This window comes from Chitinophaga chungangae (assembly GCF_017742215.1).
Classification (GTDB): domain Bacteria; phylum Bacteroidota; class Bacteroidia; order Chitinophagales; family Chitinophagaceae; genus Chitinophaga; species Chitinophaga chungangae.
Map to the genome: position 1 here is coordinate 750,337 of NZ_JAGHKP010000002.1, position 17,642 is coordinate 767,978.

Genomic DNA, 17,642 nt, shown 5'->3' on the forward strand with positions numbered 1-17,642 from the left:
AATACGTTAAATTTATAGCGGCCAAATACCTAGCTTGTTGAAATTTTTACGACTATTTACAAAAGGGTTCTTCCTGACCGTGAACATCGTGGTTGTTCTGTTTTTCCTCCTTGCTTGCCTGGTGCCCTTCATTTCGCCGGTGAGGTTCTGGCCGATCAGTTTCATCACCCTCGGTTTTCCTTTCCTGCTCGGCGCATTGCTGCTGTTCATGGTCTTCTGGCTCATCTTCCACCCCAAATACGCGCTGATCCCTATTATCGCGCTGCTGGTCGGCTGGAAGTCCGTTTCCGCTTTTATTTCCCTGCGCTGGCCTTCCGATTGGGAAAGCACCCGCAAGCCCGAAGGCACTTTTAATGTGATGAGCTACAACGTGGCGCTGTTTGGCCTGTACGCGAAAAAAGACAGCAAACCCGTGCGGGAAGGCATTTTTAAGCTGATCAAACAACATCAGCCGGACGTGCTTTGCCTGCAGGATTTTTATACTTCCGAAAAAAGCGGGGATTTTAATAACCGCGAAGACATCAGCAGCCTGCTGGACATGCCGCACCGCTTTTTTTCCAGCGACTTCAACCGCGGCGGCAGCCAGCACTGGGGCACGATTATTTTTTCCCGGTACCGCATTCTGAAGGCGGACAAAGTGAAATTGTCTCCCGGCCCGCTGGGCGAAAGCCTCATTTTTGCGGACGTATTGAAAGAAAAAGACACGCTTCGCATCGTGAACATGCACCTGGAATCGTACCGTTTCAACGCGCAGGATTATCAAAGCATCGAAAAGGTGCGGAAACGGGAAGATACCGGGCTGGTGGCCGCCAAAGGCATCATCTACAAAATGCGCGACGCGTACATCCGCCGCAGCCGCCAGGCCAATATCGTAGCGGATTTCATCAAAACCAGCCCGCACCCGGTGATCGTTTGCGGCGACTTTAACGATACGCCCGCTTCTTACACTTATTTTACCGTAAAAGGAAACCTGCAGGACGCGTTCCTCAAAAAAGGCAGCGGCATCGGGCGCACTTTTTCCGGTATTTCGCCCACACTGCGGATAGATTACATTTTTGCAGACAAAGCCTTTACGGTAAACGGTTTCAACACCATCCACTCCCGCCTCAGCGACCACTACCCCGTGATCGCAAACCTGCAGCTGAAGCGCTGACGAGCGCCATTCGTAATTTGTGGGCTCCTTTTGGCTAAAAAATTCGAAATTAGGGTGATAAAATCCGAAATTCGCCGATCGAATCAATTGATATGTCAGAACAACTAAAACTACACAATACCCTAAGCCGACAAAAAGAAGTTTTCACTCCGTTATATCCCGGTCATGTGGGCATGTACGTATGCGGCCCCACCGTGTCCGGCGAATCGCACCTGGGCCATGCACGGCCGTTCATCACGTTCGACGTGCTGTTCCGCTACCTGCTGCATCTCGGTTATAAAGTGCGTTATGTGCGCAACATTACCGATGCGGGGCATTTCGAGGAAGAAGGCCGCGCGGCGGAAGACAAGATCGCCAAAGGCGCGCTGCTCGAAAAACTGGAACCGATGGAACTGGTGCAGAAATACACCAATCTTTACCATTGGGCCATGGAACAGTTCAACACGCTCAAGCCCAGCATCGAGCCTACGGCTACCGGCCACATCGTGGAGCAGATCGAAATGATCAAAAAGATCATGGCAGACGGTTATGCTTACGAAGCCAACGGTTCCGTGTATTTCGACGTGAAAAAATATTCGGAGAACCATCACTACGGCATCCTCAGCGGCCGCGTGATAGAAGACCAGCTGGAAACCACGCGCGAGCTGGACAACCAGGACGAAAAGAAAAACAAGGTCGATTTTGCGCTGTGGAAAAAAGCGCCCGCCGAACATCTCATGCGCTGGCCCAGCCCATGGGGCGAAGGTTTCCCGGGATGGCACATCGAGTGCTCCGCCATGAGCAGCAAATATCTCGGCAAACAGTTCGACATTCACGGCGGCGGCATGGACCTCCAGTTCCCCCACCACGAATGCGAGATCGCGCAGAGCGAAGTAGCGCACGGTGAATTGATGGCCCGTTACTGGGTGCATAACAACATGATCACCATCAACGGGAAAAAAATGGGCAAAAGCTATGGCAACGTGATCCGCCTGACGGAACTGTTCGCCGGCACGCATCCCTTGCTGGAAAGGGGTTACAGCCCCATGACCATCCGTTTCTTCATTCTCCAGACCCATTACCGCAGCACGCTCGACTTCTCCAACGAAGCCCTGCAGGCCGCGGAAAAAGGTCTTGCCCGCCTCTGGTACGCCTACGAAGTGCTGCAAAAGCTCAGCTATGTGAGCAACGGCGCCGCCGTTAACGAAGAGCTGGACAAACAGGTGCAGGAATGGTGCCGCGATTGCGCCGTTGCCATGAACGACGACCTCAGCACCGCCAAAGTGCTGGCCAATCTCTTTGAACTGTCTCCTGTGATCAACTCCCTTCGCGGCGGCCAGATCAAAATGCACGAGATCAGCCAGAATACATTCGACCTGCTAAAGATCACCTGGCAAACCTACATGATCGACATCCTGGGCCTGCAGCCAGAAAAACCCGAAGACAGCAACAAGCTGGACGGCGTGCTGCAGCTGCTGATCGAGATCCGCAAGGAAGCCAAAGGCAAAAAAGATTACGCCACTTCAGATAAAATACGGAACCAGCTGCTGTCTATCGGTATCCAGCTGAAAGACGAAAAAGACGGGACCGTTACATACGCCATCGAATAATGCGGAAATACCTTCTTTGGGCAGCCGTTGCGCTTGCAGCCTGCAACAGCGGAAGCAAACAGCCAACGGCGGCCGATTCTGCCGATATTAAAAAACCGTTCGCCGCCGTACCCGTGTTTTCGGCGGACAGCGCCTATGCGTCCATCGAAAAACAGGTAAGCTTCGGGCCGCGTATTCCCGGCGCCAAAGCGCAGCAGGCCTGTGCGGAATGGCTTATCGCCCGCCTGCGCACGTTGGCGGATACGGTGTACGTGCAGCGCGTGAACGTTAATTCCGAAGGAAAAAATCTTCCCTGCATCAATATCATCGCCGCCTTCAACCCTTCTGTGAAAAGGCGCGTGCTGCTGCTGACCCATTGGGACACGCGGCCCGTTGCCGATAAAGACGCCGCCAATGCGAAACAATCCTTCGACGGGGCAGACGATGGCGGCAGCGGCACCGCCGTGCTGCTGGAAGTGGCGCGTCATCTCAAAACCCAAAAACCCGGCTACGGCATCGACCTGCTTTTTACCGACGCGGAAGATTATGGAAACGATTATTGCCTTGGCACCCAATACTGGGCCCGCACGCCGCATGTGCCGGGCTACACGGCCGCTTATGGCATTTTGCTCGACATGGTCGGCGCGCGTAACGCGCGTTTTTATATGGAAGGCACTTCGCAGCAGTTCGCCGGCGCACAGATGAAAATGTTCTGGGACGTGGCGCACAAAACCGGCTCGTCTGAATATTTCCGCTACGAAACGCCTTCCAACGGGCCGTTTTTTATCGAAGACGATCATACTTATGTGAACGATCTGCTGAAAATACCTACGTTCGACATCATCGCCACGCGCCCCACCGGCGAATTGATGGCGCATCATCATACCACCGCCGACAACATTTCAGTAATAGACCGGCAAACGCTTGCCGCCGTGGGCCAGCCCCTGCTTGCGCTCTTGTACGGAGAACCTTTTAAATACTGATTATGACGCATCATGATGTTTATATCGCCCATCTCAGTAAAGACAAAAAACTCAGGAACATCATCGCTTCGCCGCTGAGCGAGCTGCCCGTCAAAAAAAACATCGCGCTAAAGCTGATCGGTTCCATCATGAGCCAGCAGCTGTCTGTAAAAGTGGCGGAAGTGATCTACAAACGTTTTCTCCAGCTGTATGGCGGCAAAGAGCCGGGCGCGCAGCAGATCCTGGACACGCCGCCCGAAACCCTGCGCGCCATTGGTCTTTCCAATGCGAAAGTGAGTTATGTGCACAATGTTGCGCGGTTCGTAGTGGAAGAAAAACTGACCGATGCGAAACTCCGCAAAATGGAAGACGCGGACATACTGGCTTATCTCACGCAGATCAAAGGCGTGGGCCGCTGGACGGTGGAAATGCTGCTGATGTTTTATCTCGGCCGGGAAGACGTGTTCGCCATGGACGATCTCGGGCTGCAGCAGGCCATGAATAAACTTTACAAACTCGACCCCAGCGATAAAAAAGCTTACCGCGAAAAGCTGCAAACTCTCTCCGGGCGCTGGGCGCCTTACCGAACGCACGCCTGCCGTTACCTCTGGATGTGGAAAGACACAAAATAACCGGAGTTACTCGATGGTGTAGCTTTTCAGGCGTGTCGTATCCTCGAACCGGTCTACCTGGATAAGCCCCACTCCTTTTGCATAATAATTGACCATTAAAGTTTCCGGCGGCAACACCGGTGGAACGGACACTTCCATGCGCACGCCGATCACGTCGCTGAAAGTCTCTGCGAGCACGGTTTTGCTGGTTCCCTTCTGGATGATGGTGTAAGTGATGGTGATATTCACGTCACCGATAACGGGCAATGAAACGGGGATCAGTTCTTCCCAATGTTCGCCCAGGCGGAGATCGTCTTTCAGGTAAACCGTTTTGATAGGATCTGGTGGGGCGTCGGGGATGGCGGAAACGTCCAGCAGCTGTTCGTAATTGCCGCCACCGCAGCGGAACAGCGAATATTCGCCGGTGAAATCGTCTGTCAGTTTCCGGAACGGCTCGTTATTGTACGTCGTATCTCCTTCCACGCGCAGCGTGTATGCCAGCGTGTCGCCCGTAAGCACGTCCGCCATTTCGTAACTGAAAACCGAGCCTGTGCTGTAAGGGGCATAATCGCAGTAATTGGGCTTAAAAGGCTCTTCAAGGCTCGATTCCTTTTTGCAGGCGGCCAGCAGCAGTATCGTAATGAACAGGGCAGCGAGGGGTCTCCTTTTCATAACCGGCGGATTCTGTATCCTAAGTTACCGGTTATTTTTTTAAAGAAAGGGGTACTTTATACGCTTTATTTAGAAAATATTTAAGCGTAAACTAGATAACTTGAGCGGGTCAATCTAAATCGAACGAAAAACCATTTCTTAACCCAACACACACGCTCACAGTTATGAAACCCATTCCACGTTTCAGCGCGGCCATAGTTATGGCCACGATCACCTGTTTTGCCGGAGGCATGCCCGCCTCAAAGGCACAAAACGTTACCCAGCAATCATCCGGAAAAAACATCACTGTAAAAGGCAGAGTAAGGGACGGTAAAAACGTTTCCCTTCCCGGCGTTACGGTAGTGGTGAAAGGCAATACCTCCAAAGGTGTGGCTACGGATGAAAAGGGAACGTTCACACTCTCCGACGTTGATCCGCAGGCCGTTCTGGTGCTGCAATTTATCGGGTACGAAACCCAGGAGTTCCCGCTGAACGGGCTTACAGCAGTGAACATCCTTTTGAAAGAGACAGAAAAACAGTTGGACGAGTACGTGGTGACCGGTTATGGCACCACGAAAAAAGTAACGAAAACCGGGTCCGTCAGCACGGTAAAAGGCTCCGAGATCAAACAGGCGCCTACCGTGAACGTATCCAACGCCCTCGTAGGGCGCGTTTCCGGCCTCATGGCCATCAACAGCAGCGGCGAGCCGGGCTACGACGGCTCCCGCATCCTCATCCGCGGGCGAAGCACGTACGGCAATTCGGACCCGCTGGTGGTGATAGACGGTATCCCGAGAGACGGCTACCAGCGCCTGAACCCGAACGATATCGAAAACATTTCCGTACTGAAAGACGCGTCAGCCGCCATTTTCGGCTCCCGCGCGGCCAACGGCGTTATTCTCATTACCACCAAACGCGGGAAAACCGGCAAACCTTTGCTGAGCTACAGCTTCAACCAGGGTTTCACCCAACCTACCCGCATGCCCAAAATGGCCGATGCGCCCACTTACGCGCGCATCGTGAACGAGATCAACGTGGCCGCGGGCGACCAGCCGAGCTTCACGGAAGAAAAGATCCAGAAGTTCGCGGACGGTTCCGACCCCTGGCAATACCCGAACACCGATTGGGTAGACGAGGTGGTGAAACCGCTCAGCAGCCAGAACCGCCACGATCTCAGCCTGCGCGGCGGCTCAGACAAGTTCGTCTACTACGTGTCTCTCGGCACCCTGTTCCAGGACGGTATTTTCAAGAACAGCGCCACCAAGTACCGCCAGCACAACGCCCGCGTGAACCTGGACGCTAACGTGAACAAATACCTCACCATCAAACTCGACCTCGCCGGAAGGCTGGAAGACCGTAACTTCCCGCCCCGCAGCGCCGGTTCCATTTTCCGCGCACTGCTCCGCGGAAGGCCCACCGAAGCCGCCCGCTGGCCCAACGGGCTGCCCGGGCCGGACATTGAATATGGCGACAACCCCGTAGTGACGAGCACCAACGAGATCGGCTACCAGCGCGACCGCCTGTACGCCCTCAACAGCAATCTCGGCGTGGTGCTGTATATCCCGAAAGTGGAAGGGCTGTTCGTAGACGCGAACTTCGCGGTAGACCAGAGCTTCAATTTCAACAAACGGTTCATCAAACCCTGGACGCTGTACACTTTCCAGGGCTACGGCGCCGACGGCCAGCCGCAACTGGAATCGAGCCAGCGTGGCGTAAGCGCGCCGGAACTGGAAGAAAATTATGCGCAAACCGGCAGCATCACGATCAACGGAAAGATCAACTACATCAAAAGTTTCGGCAAACACAACACCTCCGCCATCTTCGCGATAGAGCGGAACCAGATGAAAAACGACAATTTCTGGGCACGCCGCCGTTATTACATTTCCAGCGCGGTAGACCAGCTGTTTGCCGGCGCGAATGAAGAAAAAGACAATACCGGCCGCGGGTTCGATTACGCGCGCCTCAATTATTTCGGCCGCTTGTCTTACAACTACGACGAAAAATACCTCTTCGATTTTAACTGGCGGTACGACGGCTCGCAGAATTTTCCACGCGACAAACGTTTCGGTTTTTTCCCCGGTGTGTCTGCAGGATGGGTGCTTTCCCGCGAGAACTTCTGGAAATCGGCCATCGGCAGCACGGTGGATTATTTCAAGATCCGCGGTTCGTGGGGGCAGATGGGCAACGACCAGATCAATCCTTTCCAGTACATGAACACCTACGGCATTTCGGACGGCGGCGTGGTGTTCGGTGAAAAGCTCAACACCGGCATCAACTCGCTGCGCATCCCGAACCCGAACATCACCTGGGAAGTGTCTAACAACATGGACCTCGCCATCGAAGCTAAATTGTTCAACGGCCTGATCGGCATCGAAGCGGAATATTTTTTCACCCGCCGTCACAGCATTCTTTCCCAGCGTTCCGCTTCCATTCCCATCTACACCGGTCTTACCCTTCCGGATGAGAACATCGGGAAAGTGCAGAACCAGGGCATCGACCTGCACCTGACGCACAAACGCACCGTACGCAAGTTTACTTACGAAGTAGTGGCGAACATTTCCACCGCCCGCAACAAGATCCTGTTCTGGGACGAAGTGCCCAACCAGCCGGAATGGCAGCAGTCCACCGGCCGGCAGATCGGCGCCAACCTGTATTACGAGGCCATCGGCATTTTCCGCGACCAGCGCGCGGTAGACGATTACCCGCACATCGGCGGCGCCATTCCCGGCGACGTTATTTTCAAAGACGTGAACGGAGACGGCAAGATCGACGACCTCGACCGCGTGCGCGTGAACCGTTCGGAATACCCGATATGGAATTACGGTCTTACCCTCGGCGCAGACTACGCCAACTTCGATCTTACCATGCTGTGGCAGGGCGCAACCGGTGCAAGCCAGTACATCCGCACGGAATCCGGCCTGATCGGCAACTTCCCGATGAAGATCGCAGAAGACCGCTGGACGCCCTCCAACCCGGACGCTTCCATGCCACGGCCCTACGACCGCGACAAGGAATATTGGGTAAGCCGCCAGAATACTTTCTGGCTGTGGAATACAGACTACCTGCGCCTCAAAACCGTGGAGCTGGGCTACACCCTCCCCGAAACCCTGCAAAAACGCATCGGGCTCGACGATCTCCGGTTGTACGTAAGCGGCCAGAACCTTATCACCTTCGATAAGGTGAAAATTTTCGACCCTGAATCGCCCACCGGCAGCGGACAATTTTACCCGCAAACAAGGATTTTTAATGTCGGCCTGAATGTCACCTTCTAAAACATGCGTTATGAAAAGAACCCTCACACTCCTCAGTTATAGCATTTTCACCTTCGCCCTGTTGCTTACAACGGCCTGCAATAAAGACTTCCTGGAGAAGCGGCCGTTGAACGAATACATGGAAGACGATGTGTGGAAAGACCCGAACATGATACAGGCGTATATCAACGACCTGTACCCGAAAATGCGGCATGGCTTTAATGAAGTTATGCTCAGCTCGATGACGGACGAAAGCCGTTTTATTCACAACTACGGCACCACTACGTCCGTAACGGAAGCCATGAGCCCTGAAGACCTTGGCGCATTGAACCTTTTCGGGGAATGGGAAAAACATTACCGGGCCATCCGCAACTGCAACATCTTTTTCGCGCAGGTAGACGATGCGCCTTTTAAAGACGAAACGTTGCGCACGCGTTTGAAAGGCGAAGCGCATTTCCTGCGCGCGTACTTTTTTCACATGCTCGTAAAATACTGGGGCGGCGTGCCGCTGATCACGCAGATCTTCCAGCTTACGGACGGCGAAGCGATGCTGGTGCCGCGCAACAGTTTTGAAGAATGCGTAAGCTTCATTGTTTCCGAATGCGACAAAGCTGCGGAACTGCTGCCTGAAGAGCACGACCGGGACAGCCAGGGGCGCGCCACGAAGTTCGCCGCCATGGCATTGAAATCGCGCATCCTGCTGTATGCCGCCAGCGATCTTTTTAACCGGCCCGGCAATACGCGCCCCGAACTGGGTTATGTGGGCGGCGACCGGCAGGCACGCTGGAAAGCCGCACAGGACGCGGCGCTCGCGCTGATCCAGACGAACCGTTTTTCCATCTACGCGCCCACTTCTTCCGGCACGGACAACTACTCCCGCGTGTTCCTGGACAAAGACAACCCGGAGATCATTTACTGCAAATATTTCAACAAGCAGCTGTTGGGCACTTCGCACGACCTGTACAACGGCCCGAACGGTTACCACAACTGGGGCGGCAATGTGCCGCTGGAAAATTTCGTGGAAGGTTATCAAATGAAAGACGGCACGCCGTTTAACTGGAACAACCCTTCCATGGCCGCAAAGCCCTACGACAACCGTGATCCGCGTTTCTACGCCACCATTCTTTACAACGGCGTAAAGTGGAAAGAACGCCCGAGCGACGCTATCGGCCTCGACCCTGTGGGCGTGATACAAACCGGCAAATATGAAAAACGGAACGCTTCCGGCGGCGTGGACGTGATCAACGGCCTGGATTCGCGCAGCGGCCCGATCGAGAACTGGAACGGTTCCTACACCGGGTATTATCTCCGCAAGTTCATGGACATCAATCTCGACGCGCAGTTTTTCCGCGGCGATCAAACCTGGCCGTGGTTCCGTTATGCGGAGATCAAACTGAACTATGCGGAAGCCTCTATGGCATTGGGTCAGGACGGGCCCGCGCGCGACGCGATCAACGAAGTGCGCACGCGCTCAGGCATGCCCGCCATCGCCCCCACCGTTACCGGTGCGGCTTTGATGGAACAATACCGTTACGAGCGCAGGTACGAGCTGGCGTTTGAAGAACACCGTTATTTCGATGCACGCCGCTGGCTGATCGCCGAAACCGTATTCAGCGGGCCCGCCAAAGCGATCGAAATTTACGGCAAGCTGAACCCCGACACGCTGCTGTATACTTACAAAGTATTAACAAGCGGCGTGCAGGACCGGAAATTCACCAACAAACACTACCTGCTCCCGATCATGGCGACGGAAATACGCAGGAACAGCAAGATGACGCAAAACCCCAACTACTAAAACCCTCTCCAACGCTGCCTGTCCGCACCCCGGACGGGCAGCGTTATTGTACTTCCTACACAATCTCATTAACAAAAAAATACTGTCATTTTGCGTTTCGTATTCTCATTAATTGTACATTCGCATTCCCGATTAACAACTGATTAACACCAAAACGACGGACAGCTTAGAGACAACTTTACCACAAACAGCCTGGAATATCCCGTAACATTAAGGCAATGATCTGCTCATATTTAGTTAATACGCCCTTAATGTTAGCTTAATGACACGGTCAGAACTTTGCGTCGACAAAACGGAACAATCACTTACTGACTGACCCAAACACAGCGTTAACTATTAAAACATTTGACTAACATGAAACACGGCATTGTGAACACACCCAAAACAGTACTTACGGCACTGGCACTTGTGCTTGGCATTAGCTTACAGGCAACCGCACAGAGCGACGCACTTGCTTATGTTAACACCCGCGAAGAAAAGGCCTCCCGTACCGCATCTACCGCACCTGAAGAAGCCAACTTTATGGCGCAGAGAGGTTGTAAACTGGAAGTAACGCAGGAAGGGACCGAAGATCTGCGTTTCCTTGTACAGATCGTAAATCCTCACCAGGACAAACTGGTGCTGCTCATTAAAGACGCCAACAACAACACCCTGCACAAAGAAGTGCTCGACGGCAGGGCAAGGTTCCTGGGACGTTTTAACATGGACAGGCTGGAAGACGGCGCATACACTTTCGAGATCCGCAATGGAAGGAATAAACTGGAAAGGTCCGTTGACATCAAAACGCAACTCCAGGTAAACCGCGTGGTGTCTGTTGAATAAACAGGAACATCCATTCAGACCATAAAAAAGAGGGTGCGTCTTCATCGGCGCACCCTCTTCTGTTTTGCATCAATAACTTATTGCATCGCGTCGTACAATGTTTCCATGATGTTCGAACGAACGTTGAGGGAATACAGCTTGGTATTGGCGCCGCCGTTCGGGCAAACGCGGTTGCTCAGGAAAATGAACGCCAGTTTGTACTGCGGGTCTATCCACACGCAGGTGCCTGTAAACCCGGTATGGCCGTAGGTTAGCGGCGATGCGCTTTTGCAGGGGTACGGCTCGTCGCGGCTGGCATTGTCTTTTTCCGGTTTGTCGAAACCGAGGCCGCGGCGGCTGATATTGGAATGGTACGCGGAAAACATTTGAATGGTTTCCGGGTGGATATAAGATTTCCCGTTGTAAGTTCCCCCGTTCAGCAACATTTGCATCAGCACGCCGAGATCGGTGGCGTTGGAAAACAACCCGGCGTGACCGGCTATTCCCCCGAACATCGCGGCGCCGGGGTCGTGCACGTCGCCGCGGATCAGCTGCACGCGGAAATTGTTTTCGAATTCCGTGGGCACCAGCTGGCTCAACGGCAAATGGCTGCGTGGCTCGAATCCCATCGTACGAAGGCCAAGCGGCTCGTAGAACGTTTCGCGCACGTAATGGTCCAGGCGTTTGCCGGTGATGGATTCCACTATTTTCCCGAGGAAAATAAAATCGTTGTCGCTGTAAATGTACCTGCTGCCGGCGGGTATCAGTTTGCTATCCAGTATGATCTGGAACATCGTGTCGTTGTATTGCGGCGTCATGTACAGGTTTTCGGCAACGCGAAGGCTGTGGATGGAATCAAGATGCGCGGCGAACAGCAACGTGTCTGGCCAGCCGTTGTCGTACAACGTTCCGCGGTAAAAAGGAATATAAGCCACGAGGCCCGCCTGGTGCATCAGCACATCGCGGATCACCAGCTTTTCCTTATCCGAACCGCGCACCCAGGGAAGATACGTGCCCAGCGTGGAATCCAGCGACAATTTGCCTTCATCGTACAGCCGCATTACAGATAAGGTGGTTGCGCATATTTTGGTAACGGAAGCGAGGTCGTACACGGAACTGTCCGTTACCGGCTCTTTCTGGCTGTAGTCATAAAACCCGAAACTTTTGCGGTACACCATTTTCCCGTCTTTCATCGCCAGCACCTGGCAACCGGGCGCCGCGCCTTTCTGTATCATGTCGTAAGCCAGCGAATCGATCCTGTTCAGCACGTTGCCGTTCATTCCCACCGATTCCGGGCTGGCGGCTTCCAGCTGGCTGGGGCGCTCCACGGGTTTGACAGATGCAAGACCGGCGCCGAACTTAAAATTGGCGCAAACGGTAACGGGCAGTTTCCCTTTAGGGTCGAGCTTGCCGAAGATCACGTCTGCGGCGGCTTTGTGGGTAAGGCTATCGTCTTCATACGCTGCAATAATGGTGGGCGCATCGCAGAAATAACGGATAGCGTAAGGATTGCCGAAAGTAACGGTAGCTGCGGGCATTTCTTCCTGCAGCTGGTTCACGATCAGTCTTTCCGCGGCATTGATGCCATAATTGTTGGCCGGCCTGCGGCTGTAATTTTGCACGGCAATGATCACCGCGTCGTACTGGGCTTTCAGGCGTTTTACCATGGCGTTCACCTGCGCTTCGGACTGCCGCGGAGAGAACACGTATGCATCCACATCGGCCCTGTGGCTGCGCACGGCGTCGATGAAGGTGTTGTTTCCGCCGTCTACGCCTACGGCTACGATAGCGAGTTTTTTATTCCCGATGGTAACGGGCAGCGGCAGCAGGTGATTGTCGTTGCGGAGCACGGTGATCGCTTCTTCGGAGATCCGGCGGCGGAGCGGCAGTACGGCGGCGTTGAGGTCTTCGGTGATATTTGCGGGGTCGATGGGTTGAAGTTCCGCCAGGCCAAGGTCGTATTTGGCGCGCAGCACTTTTTTCACCCTGCGGTATACTTCCGCGCGGCTGATCGTCCCTTTTTTGATGGCCGCCGCAATAGCGGCAATGCTGCCTTTCGCGGTAGACGGCAGCTCCATCAGGTCGTTGCCGGCCAGCAGGCTTTGCAGCGATTCCTGGCCGTGGTCATAATATTTTGAAATGCCTTTCATTTCCAGCGCGTCGGTCACGATCAGCCCGTCGAAGCCCATTCTTTTCTGCAGCAGGTCGGTCACCGTTTTATACGAAATGGAAGAAGGCGTATTGGCTTTTTTGTCGATGGCGGGAAGATAAAGATGCCCGATCATGACGGAGCCAACGCCCGCGTCTATGGCCCGCTGAAAGGGATACAGCTCCAGCGAGTCCAGCTGTGACAAGGTTTTATTGATAGACGGCAGATCATAATGACTATCCACATCGGTATCGCCGTGCCCGGGGAAATGTTTGGCGCAGGCCATCACGCCCGCGTCCTGCATGCCTTTGATCATGGCGATGCCGAGGCGCGCCACCTGGTATTTGTCTTCGCCGAACGAGCGGTCGTTGATCACCGGGTTGTTCGGGTTGTTGTTCACATCCAGCACGGGCGCGAAATTGTATTGAATGCCCATGCGTTTGCATTGTTCGCCGATGGCTTTGCCTACTTCGTAAATCAGCGCACTGTCCTGCACGGCGCCGAGCATCAGGTTGCGGGGAAAGGCGATCACGCTGTCCACAAAACGCATCCCGAGGCCCCATTCGCCGTCTGTGGCGATAAGCAGCGGCGTTTTGCTCGCGGCCTGGTAACGGTTGATGAGCATTGCCTGGCGCACCGGGCCGCCCTGGAAAGTGACCATCCCGCCGATCTTGTTGACCCTTACGTCGTTCAGTACGGAATTGATATGGTCCTGCCCGAGATTCGAATGCATGCGGATCATAATGAGCTGCGCGATGCGTTCTTCGTGGCTGAGCGAGTTAAAAACACTGTCTACCCAATGATCGGCCTTGCTTTGGCGGGGTTTTTCCTGCGTGGTCCTGCTTTTCAGTTGCGTGGATGCCGTTTGTGCATTGGCTGTGAAAGTCAGCCCGGTGAGTAGTGCTACCAAAAAATGCTTCATCATCCTATAAACATACAAAATTTCCAAGCTCATACTTCCCCCGAAATGACTGGCGGTTGATGCATTCCAATAAATGAACATATGTTTTATCCCGGTTCTCACCGCCTGAGGTCGATTTTCAATTCTTCTACCTTTTTTGAAGTTTTTTTGAAATATTTTCAGAATTTTTTGCGTATTTTTTTTGAGATTTCATCAATCTGAATTTTAATTACCAACTCATTCAATTGTTTGTTATATTTGCACCTTACGAAACGTCGTCCTTAAACCTTTTGAAGAACCATTCTGTAAGAAGAGGGGATGTACTTGTCAACTGTAACACGTTTTTAAGGCGTAAGTATTTCACTTGCGAAAGAATACATTATCGAAGAACATGGTCAATCTTATTTTATTTGGCCCTCCCGGAAGCGGTAAAGGAACCCAGAGTGCCAACATTATTGAGAAGTACGGTTTGCTTCACCTGTCCACCGGCGATCTGCTGCGTTCCGAAATCGCAGGGAAAACGCCTTTGGGCCTGGAGGCTCAGAAGTTTATCGACCAGGGCCTGCTGGTACCGGACGAAGTGGTGATCGGCATGATCAGCACCAAGCTGGACGCCAACCCGGAAGCACGCGGCTTCATTTTCGATGGTTTCCCCCGCACCACCGTGCAGGCGGAAGCGCTGGATAAGCTGCTGGCATTGAAAAAGACAAGCATTTCCGTAGTGTTGAGCCTGGAAGTCCCGGAAGACGAGCTGGTTCGCCGCCTGCTGGACCGTGGGCTTACCTCCGGCCGTTCAGACGATGCAAGCGAAGACGTGGTGAAAAAACGCATCGTGGAATACCACAACAAAACCGCTCCTGTGGCGGATCACTACGCTAAATTCGGGAAACTGAAGAAAGTGAAAGGCGAAGGCACCATCGAGCACATTTTCGAGCTGCTGAGCAAAGAAATCGAAGAACTGATGGGGGTTCGCGTATAAACGCGGCTTCCCGGAACATACATATTGCAACGCAAAGATCATGTAAAGCCAAACTTTACGATCTTTGCGTTTTGCTTTTTGGGCAAAAAGAGCGGGCAGGTGCCCGTTCAGCTATAAACCGGCCCCGCGGCCGGAAGGAGATCTGACATATGGAGAATTTTGTAGACTACATACGGGTATTTTGTAAATCGGGCCATGGCGGCGCCGGCAGCAGGCATTTTATGCGCACCAAATTTAAAGCCATGGCCGGGCCCGACGGCGGAGACGGCGGAAGGGGCGGCCACCTCATCCTGCGCGGCAATTCCCAGTTGTGGACGCTGCTGCACCTTCGCTGGTACAAAAACGTACTGGCCGAAAACGGCGAAAACGGCAGCGGCGACAATTGTACCGGCGCCAATGGGAAAGACATCGTGATCGAAGTGCCGCTGGGCACCATCGTGCGCGACGAAGAAACCGGCGAAGTGGAAGCCGAAGTGTTGAAAGAAGGAGAAGAGATCATTTTTATGCCCGGCGGCCAGGGCGGCCGCGGCAACGCTTACTTTAAAAGCGCCACCAACCAGGCGCCCGAATACGCACAGCCCGGCGAGCCCGGCCGTGAAGGCTGGAAACTGCTGGAGCTCAAAGTGCTGGCGGACGTTGGGCTGGTAGGGTTTCCCAACGCGGGAAAATCCACCCTCCTGTCTTCCATCACCGCCGCCAAACCCAAGATCGCGAATTACGCGTTCACCACGCTCACGCCGCAGTTGGGCATGGTGCCTTACCGCGACGATAAATCGTTCTGCATGGCCGATCTTCCAGGCATCATCGAAGGCGCGCATGAAGGCAAAGGGCTGGGGCACCGTTTCCTCCGGCATATCGAGCGGAACGCAGTGCTGTTGTTCGTGATCCCGGCAGACAGTGCCGATCACCTGAAAGAGTTTAACATCCTCGTGAACGAACTGGAGCAATACAACCCCGAAATGCTGGATAAACAATTCCTGATCGCCATCAGCAAAAGCGACATGCTCGACGACGAGCTGAAAGCCGCCATAGCAGAGGAGTTACCGAAAGATGTGCCGCATGTTTTCATTTCGTCGGTGACGCAAACGGGGCTGCAGGAACTAAAAGACATACTCTGGGAAGCTTTGATTTCCGAAGAAAATATCCGTCGCGAGGAAGAAGAGCCGGAAGTTTAGCAGGCGTTATTCTTTTCCGTTTTGGTGTCAGTCTGTAAGTCAGGCACCATTTTGAGGCAGGGTAAGAACCGGTCGTTGTTTACCCCGATAAGCCTGTTGGCTTGAAACGGCCAGGTTTGTATTCGATATCGGTTCGTAAGCCAACTATATTTGATGTCGGCGGTGAAAGAACAGGCCTTTGTTGCCTGTAAGTCTGCCGGCCTGACATGGCCAGGGATGTGCGTTTTGATCCCGGTTGCAGTCCGCTGCTGCTGGTTGTATGCAGCAATATCTCTACGGTTGCGTGCGGATTTTTTTCGCAAGGTTATACAATGTATCGTCCCGGAGCTTATTTTTGTAAAGTTGCCACCCTAGCTCAGCTGGTCAGAGCGGTTGTTTCGTAAATAACAGGTCGTCGGTTCGATCCCGATGGGTGGCTCACAAAACCTCCATGTTGCCGAATGCAGCATTGGAGGTTATTTTTTGCACGTATGTTTTGATGATCTCTTCGGCATCTTTCCAAACGGCATCCTGGTCGCTGCCGGGATAATTGCCGCGGAAGAGAGTTTCCGCCGCAGGCAGGGCGCGGTTGTTGAAATAGTACGTCACTACCTGGCGGATATATTCTTTCCGTGTGCCGTCGTCCTGGCCGTTTGCCAGGTCAGGAACGCCCCTCGTGTTGAGGTAAGCGAGATTTTCTTCTATTTCCCGGTTCCTTCCTGCATTTGTTTCCGCGAAACGGAGCCGGCCGTTTCTTGCCCGCAGGTAAATGGCCGGCACCATCCTGGGGTTCGGCAGGCCGGTTACCTGGCAGTCGTTGCAACTGTAGTACGTTTCGATATCCGCGCCAAAATACAGGCGCATATTGTCTCCCACGATATGCAGGCCGTTTTCGTAGGTGAAAAACTCTTCGTACAACGCGTCTTTCGTATCCACATCCATCTCCCCGGGCATTTCGGCGCGACGGAAAATGTAATCACGGCTGGTAAATAACGCACGCCCGGGATAAGTCACCGAGAGATGAAGCTCGTCGGCGCCATCGCCGTCTATATCTGAATATAGTTCCACGACACTGGCGCTGGGATAGCGGCTGGCCAACCCTGAAAGGCTGATGCTGGTGCCGTCTTTTAATTTCACGCTCTGTTGACTGACGGTGGATATTGGCGGCATCTCTATGCGGACTTCTTCGTCCCGCAATTCCTGGTTGATGTCCCGTGGTTTCGGGCCGAAATTATACAACAATACAAAAAACAGGAGCAGCCCGCCGGTGACGAAACCCATGAAACGCCAGGGCATGCGGCTGAAATCCGGTTGAACGTATTCTTCGGTATACCGGCGATGCACTTTCCGGAACGGCGGTTGCTGGTAAATGGGTTGTGGTCGTGGCTGGGATTGCGGTTGTGGTGCGGGTTGCGGCGGCTGGCGTTTATAGAAAAGCTGGCGGTCGTACCAGGCTTTTTTATCCAGGTCTGACAATACCTTGTAGGCTTCCAGTACTTCCCTAAATTTTGTTTCCGCGGTTTTGTCGCCGTCGTTCCGGTCCGGGTGGTAGCGGAGGGACAATTTGCGGAAGGCGGATTTGATTTCCTTCAGGGAAGCGGTTTCAGGAATAGATAATATCTGGTAATACGTCAGCATGCCATTACATGAACGTTAAAAGTAATACT

Annotated in this window: 12 protein-coding genes and 1 tRNA gene; 10 read left to right on the forward strand and 3 right to left on the reverse strand. The window is 53.6% G+C overall.

Going from position 1 to position 17,642, the window contains the following annotated elements; genetic code table 11:
- Nucleotides 1–34: 34 nt before the first annotated feature.
- The 4 genes from J7I43_RS11175 (at nt 35) to J7I43_RS11190 (ending at nt 4,315) form a co-directional block, all read left to right on the forward strand.
- Nucleotides 35–1,153, forward strand: a complete 1,119-nt coding sequence (locus J7I43_RS11175; protein ID WP_209145756.1) for an endonuclease/exonuclease/phosphatase family protein — start codon at nt 35–37, stop codon at nt 1,151–1,153.
- A gap of 92 nt (nt 1,154–1,245) precedes the next feature.
- A complete protein-coding gene (gene cysS, locus J7I43_RS11180; RefSeq protein WP_209145757.1) occupies nt 1,246–2,742 on the forward strand; it encodes a cysteine--tRNA ligase in 1,497 nt (498 codons plus the stop codon).
- Nucleotides 2,742–3,704: a M28 family peptidase gene (locus J7I43_RS11185; protein ID WP_209145758.1), complete on the forward strand. Its 963-nt coding sequence runs from the start codon at nt 2,742–2,744 to the stop codon at nt 3,702–3,704. Before cysS ends, J7I43_RS11185 begins: the two co-directional genes overlap by 1 nt.
- Before the next feature lie 2 nt (nt 3,705–3,706).
- Nucleotides 3,707–4,315 carry a DNA-3-methyladenine glycosylase family protein gene (locus J7I43_RS11190; protein WP_209145759.1) on the forward strand — a complete coding sequence of 203 codons (609 nt, stop codon included), beginning with the start codon at nt 3,707–3,709 and terminating at the stop codon, nt 4,313–4,315.
- A gap of 6 nt (nt 4,316–4,321) precedes the next feature.
- On the opposite strand, the gene J7I43_RS11195 is transcribed toward J7I43_RS11190, so the two are convergent.
- Nucleotides 4,322–4,966 (reverse strand): hypothetical protein, encoded by a 645-nt coding sequence (locus J7I43_RS11195; RefSeq protein ID WP_209145760.1) that lies wholly within the window; start codon nt 4,964–4,966, stop codon nt 4,322–4,324.
- Nucleotides 4,967–5,130: 164 nt separating this feature from the next.
- Here J7I43_RS11195 and J7I43_RS11200 point away from each other — a divergent pair, with 164 nt between their 5' ends.
- The 3 genes from J7I43_RS11200 (at nt 5,131) to J7I43_RS11210 (ending at nt 10,813) form a co-directional block, all read left to right on the forward strand.
- Complete coding sequence (locus J7I43_RS11200) at nt 5,131–8,217, forward strand: SusC/RagA family TonB-linked outer membrane protein (protein ID WP_209145761.1); 3,087 nt, start codon at nt 5,131–5,133, stop codon at nt 8,215–8,217.
- A gap of 10 nt (nt 8,218–8,227) precedes the next feature.
- Nucleotides 8,228–9,991: a RagB/SusD family nutrient uptake outer membrane protein gene (locus J7I43_RS11205; protein WP_209145762.1), complete on the forward strand. Its 1,764-nt coding sequence runs from the start codon at nt 8,228–8,230 to the stop codon at nt 9,989–9,991.
- Between the two features lie 354 nt (nt 9,992–10,345).
- A complete protein-coding gene (locus J7I43_RS11210) occupies nt 10,346–10,813 on the forward strand; it encodes a hypothetical protein (protein WP_209145763.1) in 468 nt (155 codons plus the stop codon).
- Between the two features lie 77 nt (nt 10,814–10,890).
- On the opposite strand, the gene J7I43_RS11215 is transcribed toward J7I43_RS11210, so the two are convergent.
- On the reverse strand, nt 10,891–13,866 hold the full coding sequence (locus J7I43_RS11215) for a glycoside hydrolase family 3 N-terminal domain-containing protein (protein WP_209145764.1): 2,976 nt from the start codon (nt 13,864–13,866) through the stop codon (nt 10,891–10,893).
- Between the two features lie 367 nt (nt 13,867–14,233).
- Here J7I43_RS11215 and J7I43_RS11220 point away from each other — a divergent pair, with 367 nt between their 5' ends.
- From J7I43_RS11220 to J7I43_RS11230, 3 genes are all read left to right on the forward strand, one after another.
- The gene (locus tag J7I43_RS11220) at nt 14,234–14,821 is read left to right on the forward strand and encodes an adenylate kinase (protein WP_209145765.1); all 588 of its coding nucleotides are present in this window, start codon (nt 14,234–14,236) and stop codon (nt 14,819–14,821) included.
- 149 nt (nt 14,822–14,970) lie between these two features.
- On the forward strand, nt 14,971–15,996 hold the full coding sequence (gene obgE / locus J7I43_RS11225) for a GTPase ObgE (RefSeq protein WP_209145766.1): 1,026 nt from the start codon (nt 14,971–14,973) through the stop codon (nt 15,994–15,996).
- 344 nt (nt 15,997–16,340) lie between these two features.
- Nucleotides 16,341–16,414 (forward strand) — tRNA-Thr (locus J7I43_RS11230).
- Here J7I43_RS11230 and J7I43_RS11235 read toward each other — a convergent pair.
- Nucleotides 16,414–17,613 (reverse strand): J domain-containing protein, encoded by a 1,200-nt coding sequence (locus J7I43_RS11235; protein WP_209145767.1) that lies wholly within the window; start codon nt 17,611–17,613, stop codon nt 16,414–16,416. The genes J7I43_RS11230 and J7I43_RS11235 overlap by 1 nt on opposite strands.
- Nucleotides 17,614–17,642: the final 29 nt, after the last annotated feature.

Bases quoted from the DNA above. Each gene is read 5' to 3' on its own strand.
- J7I43_RS11210 (WP_209145763.1), top strand. From the start codon at position 10,346: ATGAAACACGGCATTGTGAACACACCCAAAACAGTACTTACGGCACTG.
- J7I43_RS11200 (WP_209145761.1), top strand. From the start codon at position 5,131: ATGAAACCCATTCCACGTTTCAGCGCGGCCATAGTTATGGCCACGATC.
- J7I43_RS11235 (WP_209145767.1), bottom strand. From the start codon at position 17,613: ATGCTGACGTATTACCAGATATTATCTATTCCTGAAACCGCTTCCCTG.
- J7I43_RS11185 (WP_209145758.1), top strand. From the start codon at position 2,742: ATGCGGAAATACCTTCTTTGGGCAGCCGTTGCGCTTGCAGCCTGCAAC.
- obgE (WP_209145766.1), top strand. From the start codon at position 14,971: ATGGAGAATTTTGTAGACTACATACGGGTATTTTGTAAATCGGGCCAT.
- J7I43_RS11215 (WP_209145764.1), bottom strand. From the start codon at position 13,866: ATGATGAAGCATTTTTTGGTAGCACTACTCACCGGGCTGACTTTCACA.
- J7I43_RS11195 (WP_209145760.1), bottom strand. From the start codon at position 4,966: ATGAAAAGGAGACCCCTCGCTGCCCTGTTCATTACGATACTGCTGCTG.
- J7I43_RS11220 (WP_209145765.1), top strand. From the start codon at position 14,234: ATGGTCAATCTTATTTTATTTGGCCCTCCCGGAAGCGGTAAAGGAACC.
- J7I43_RS11190 (WP_209145759.1), top strand. From the start codon at position 3,707: ATGACGCATCATGATGTTTATATCGCCCATCTCAGTAAAGACAAAAAA.
- J7I43_RS11205 (WP_209145762.1), top strand. From the start codon at position 8,228: ATGAAAAGAACCCTCACACTCCTCAGTTATAGCATTTTCACCTTCGCC.
- cysS (WP_209145757.1), top strand. From the start codon at position 1,246: ATGTCAGAACAACTAAAACTACACAATACCCTAAGCCGACAAAAAGAA.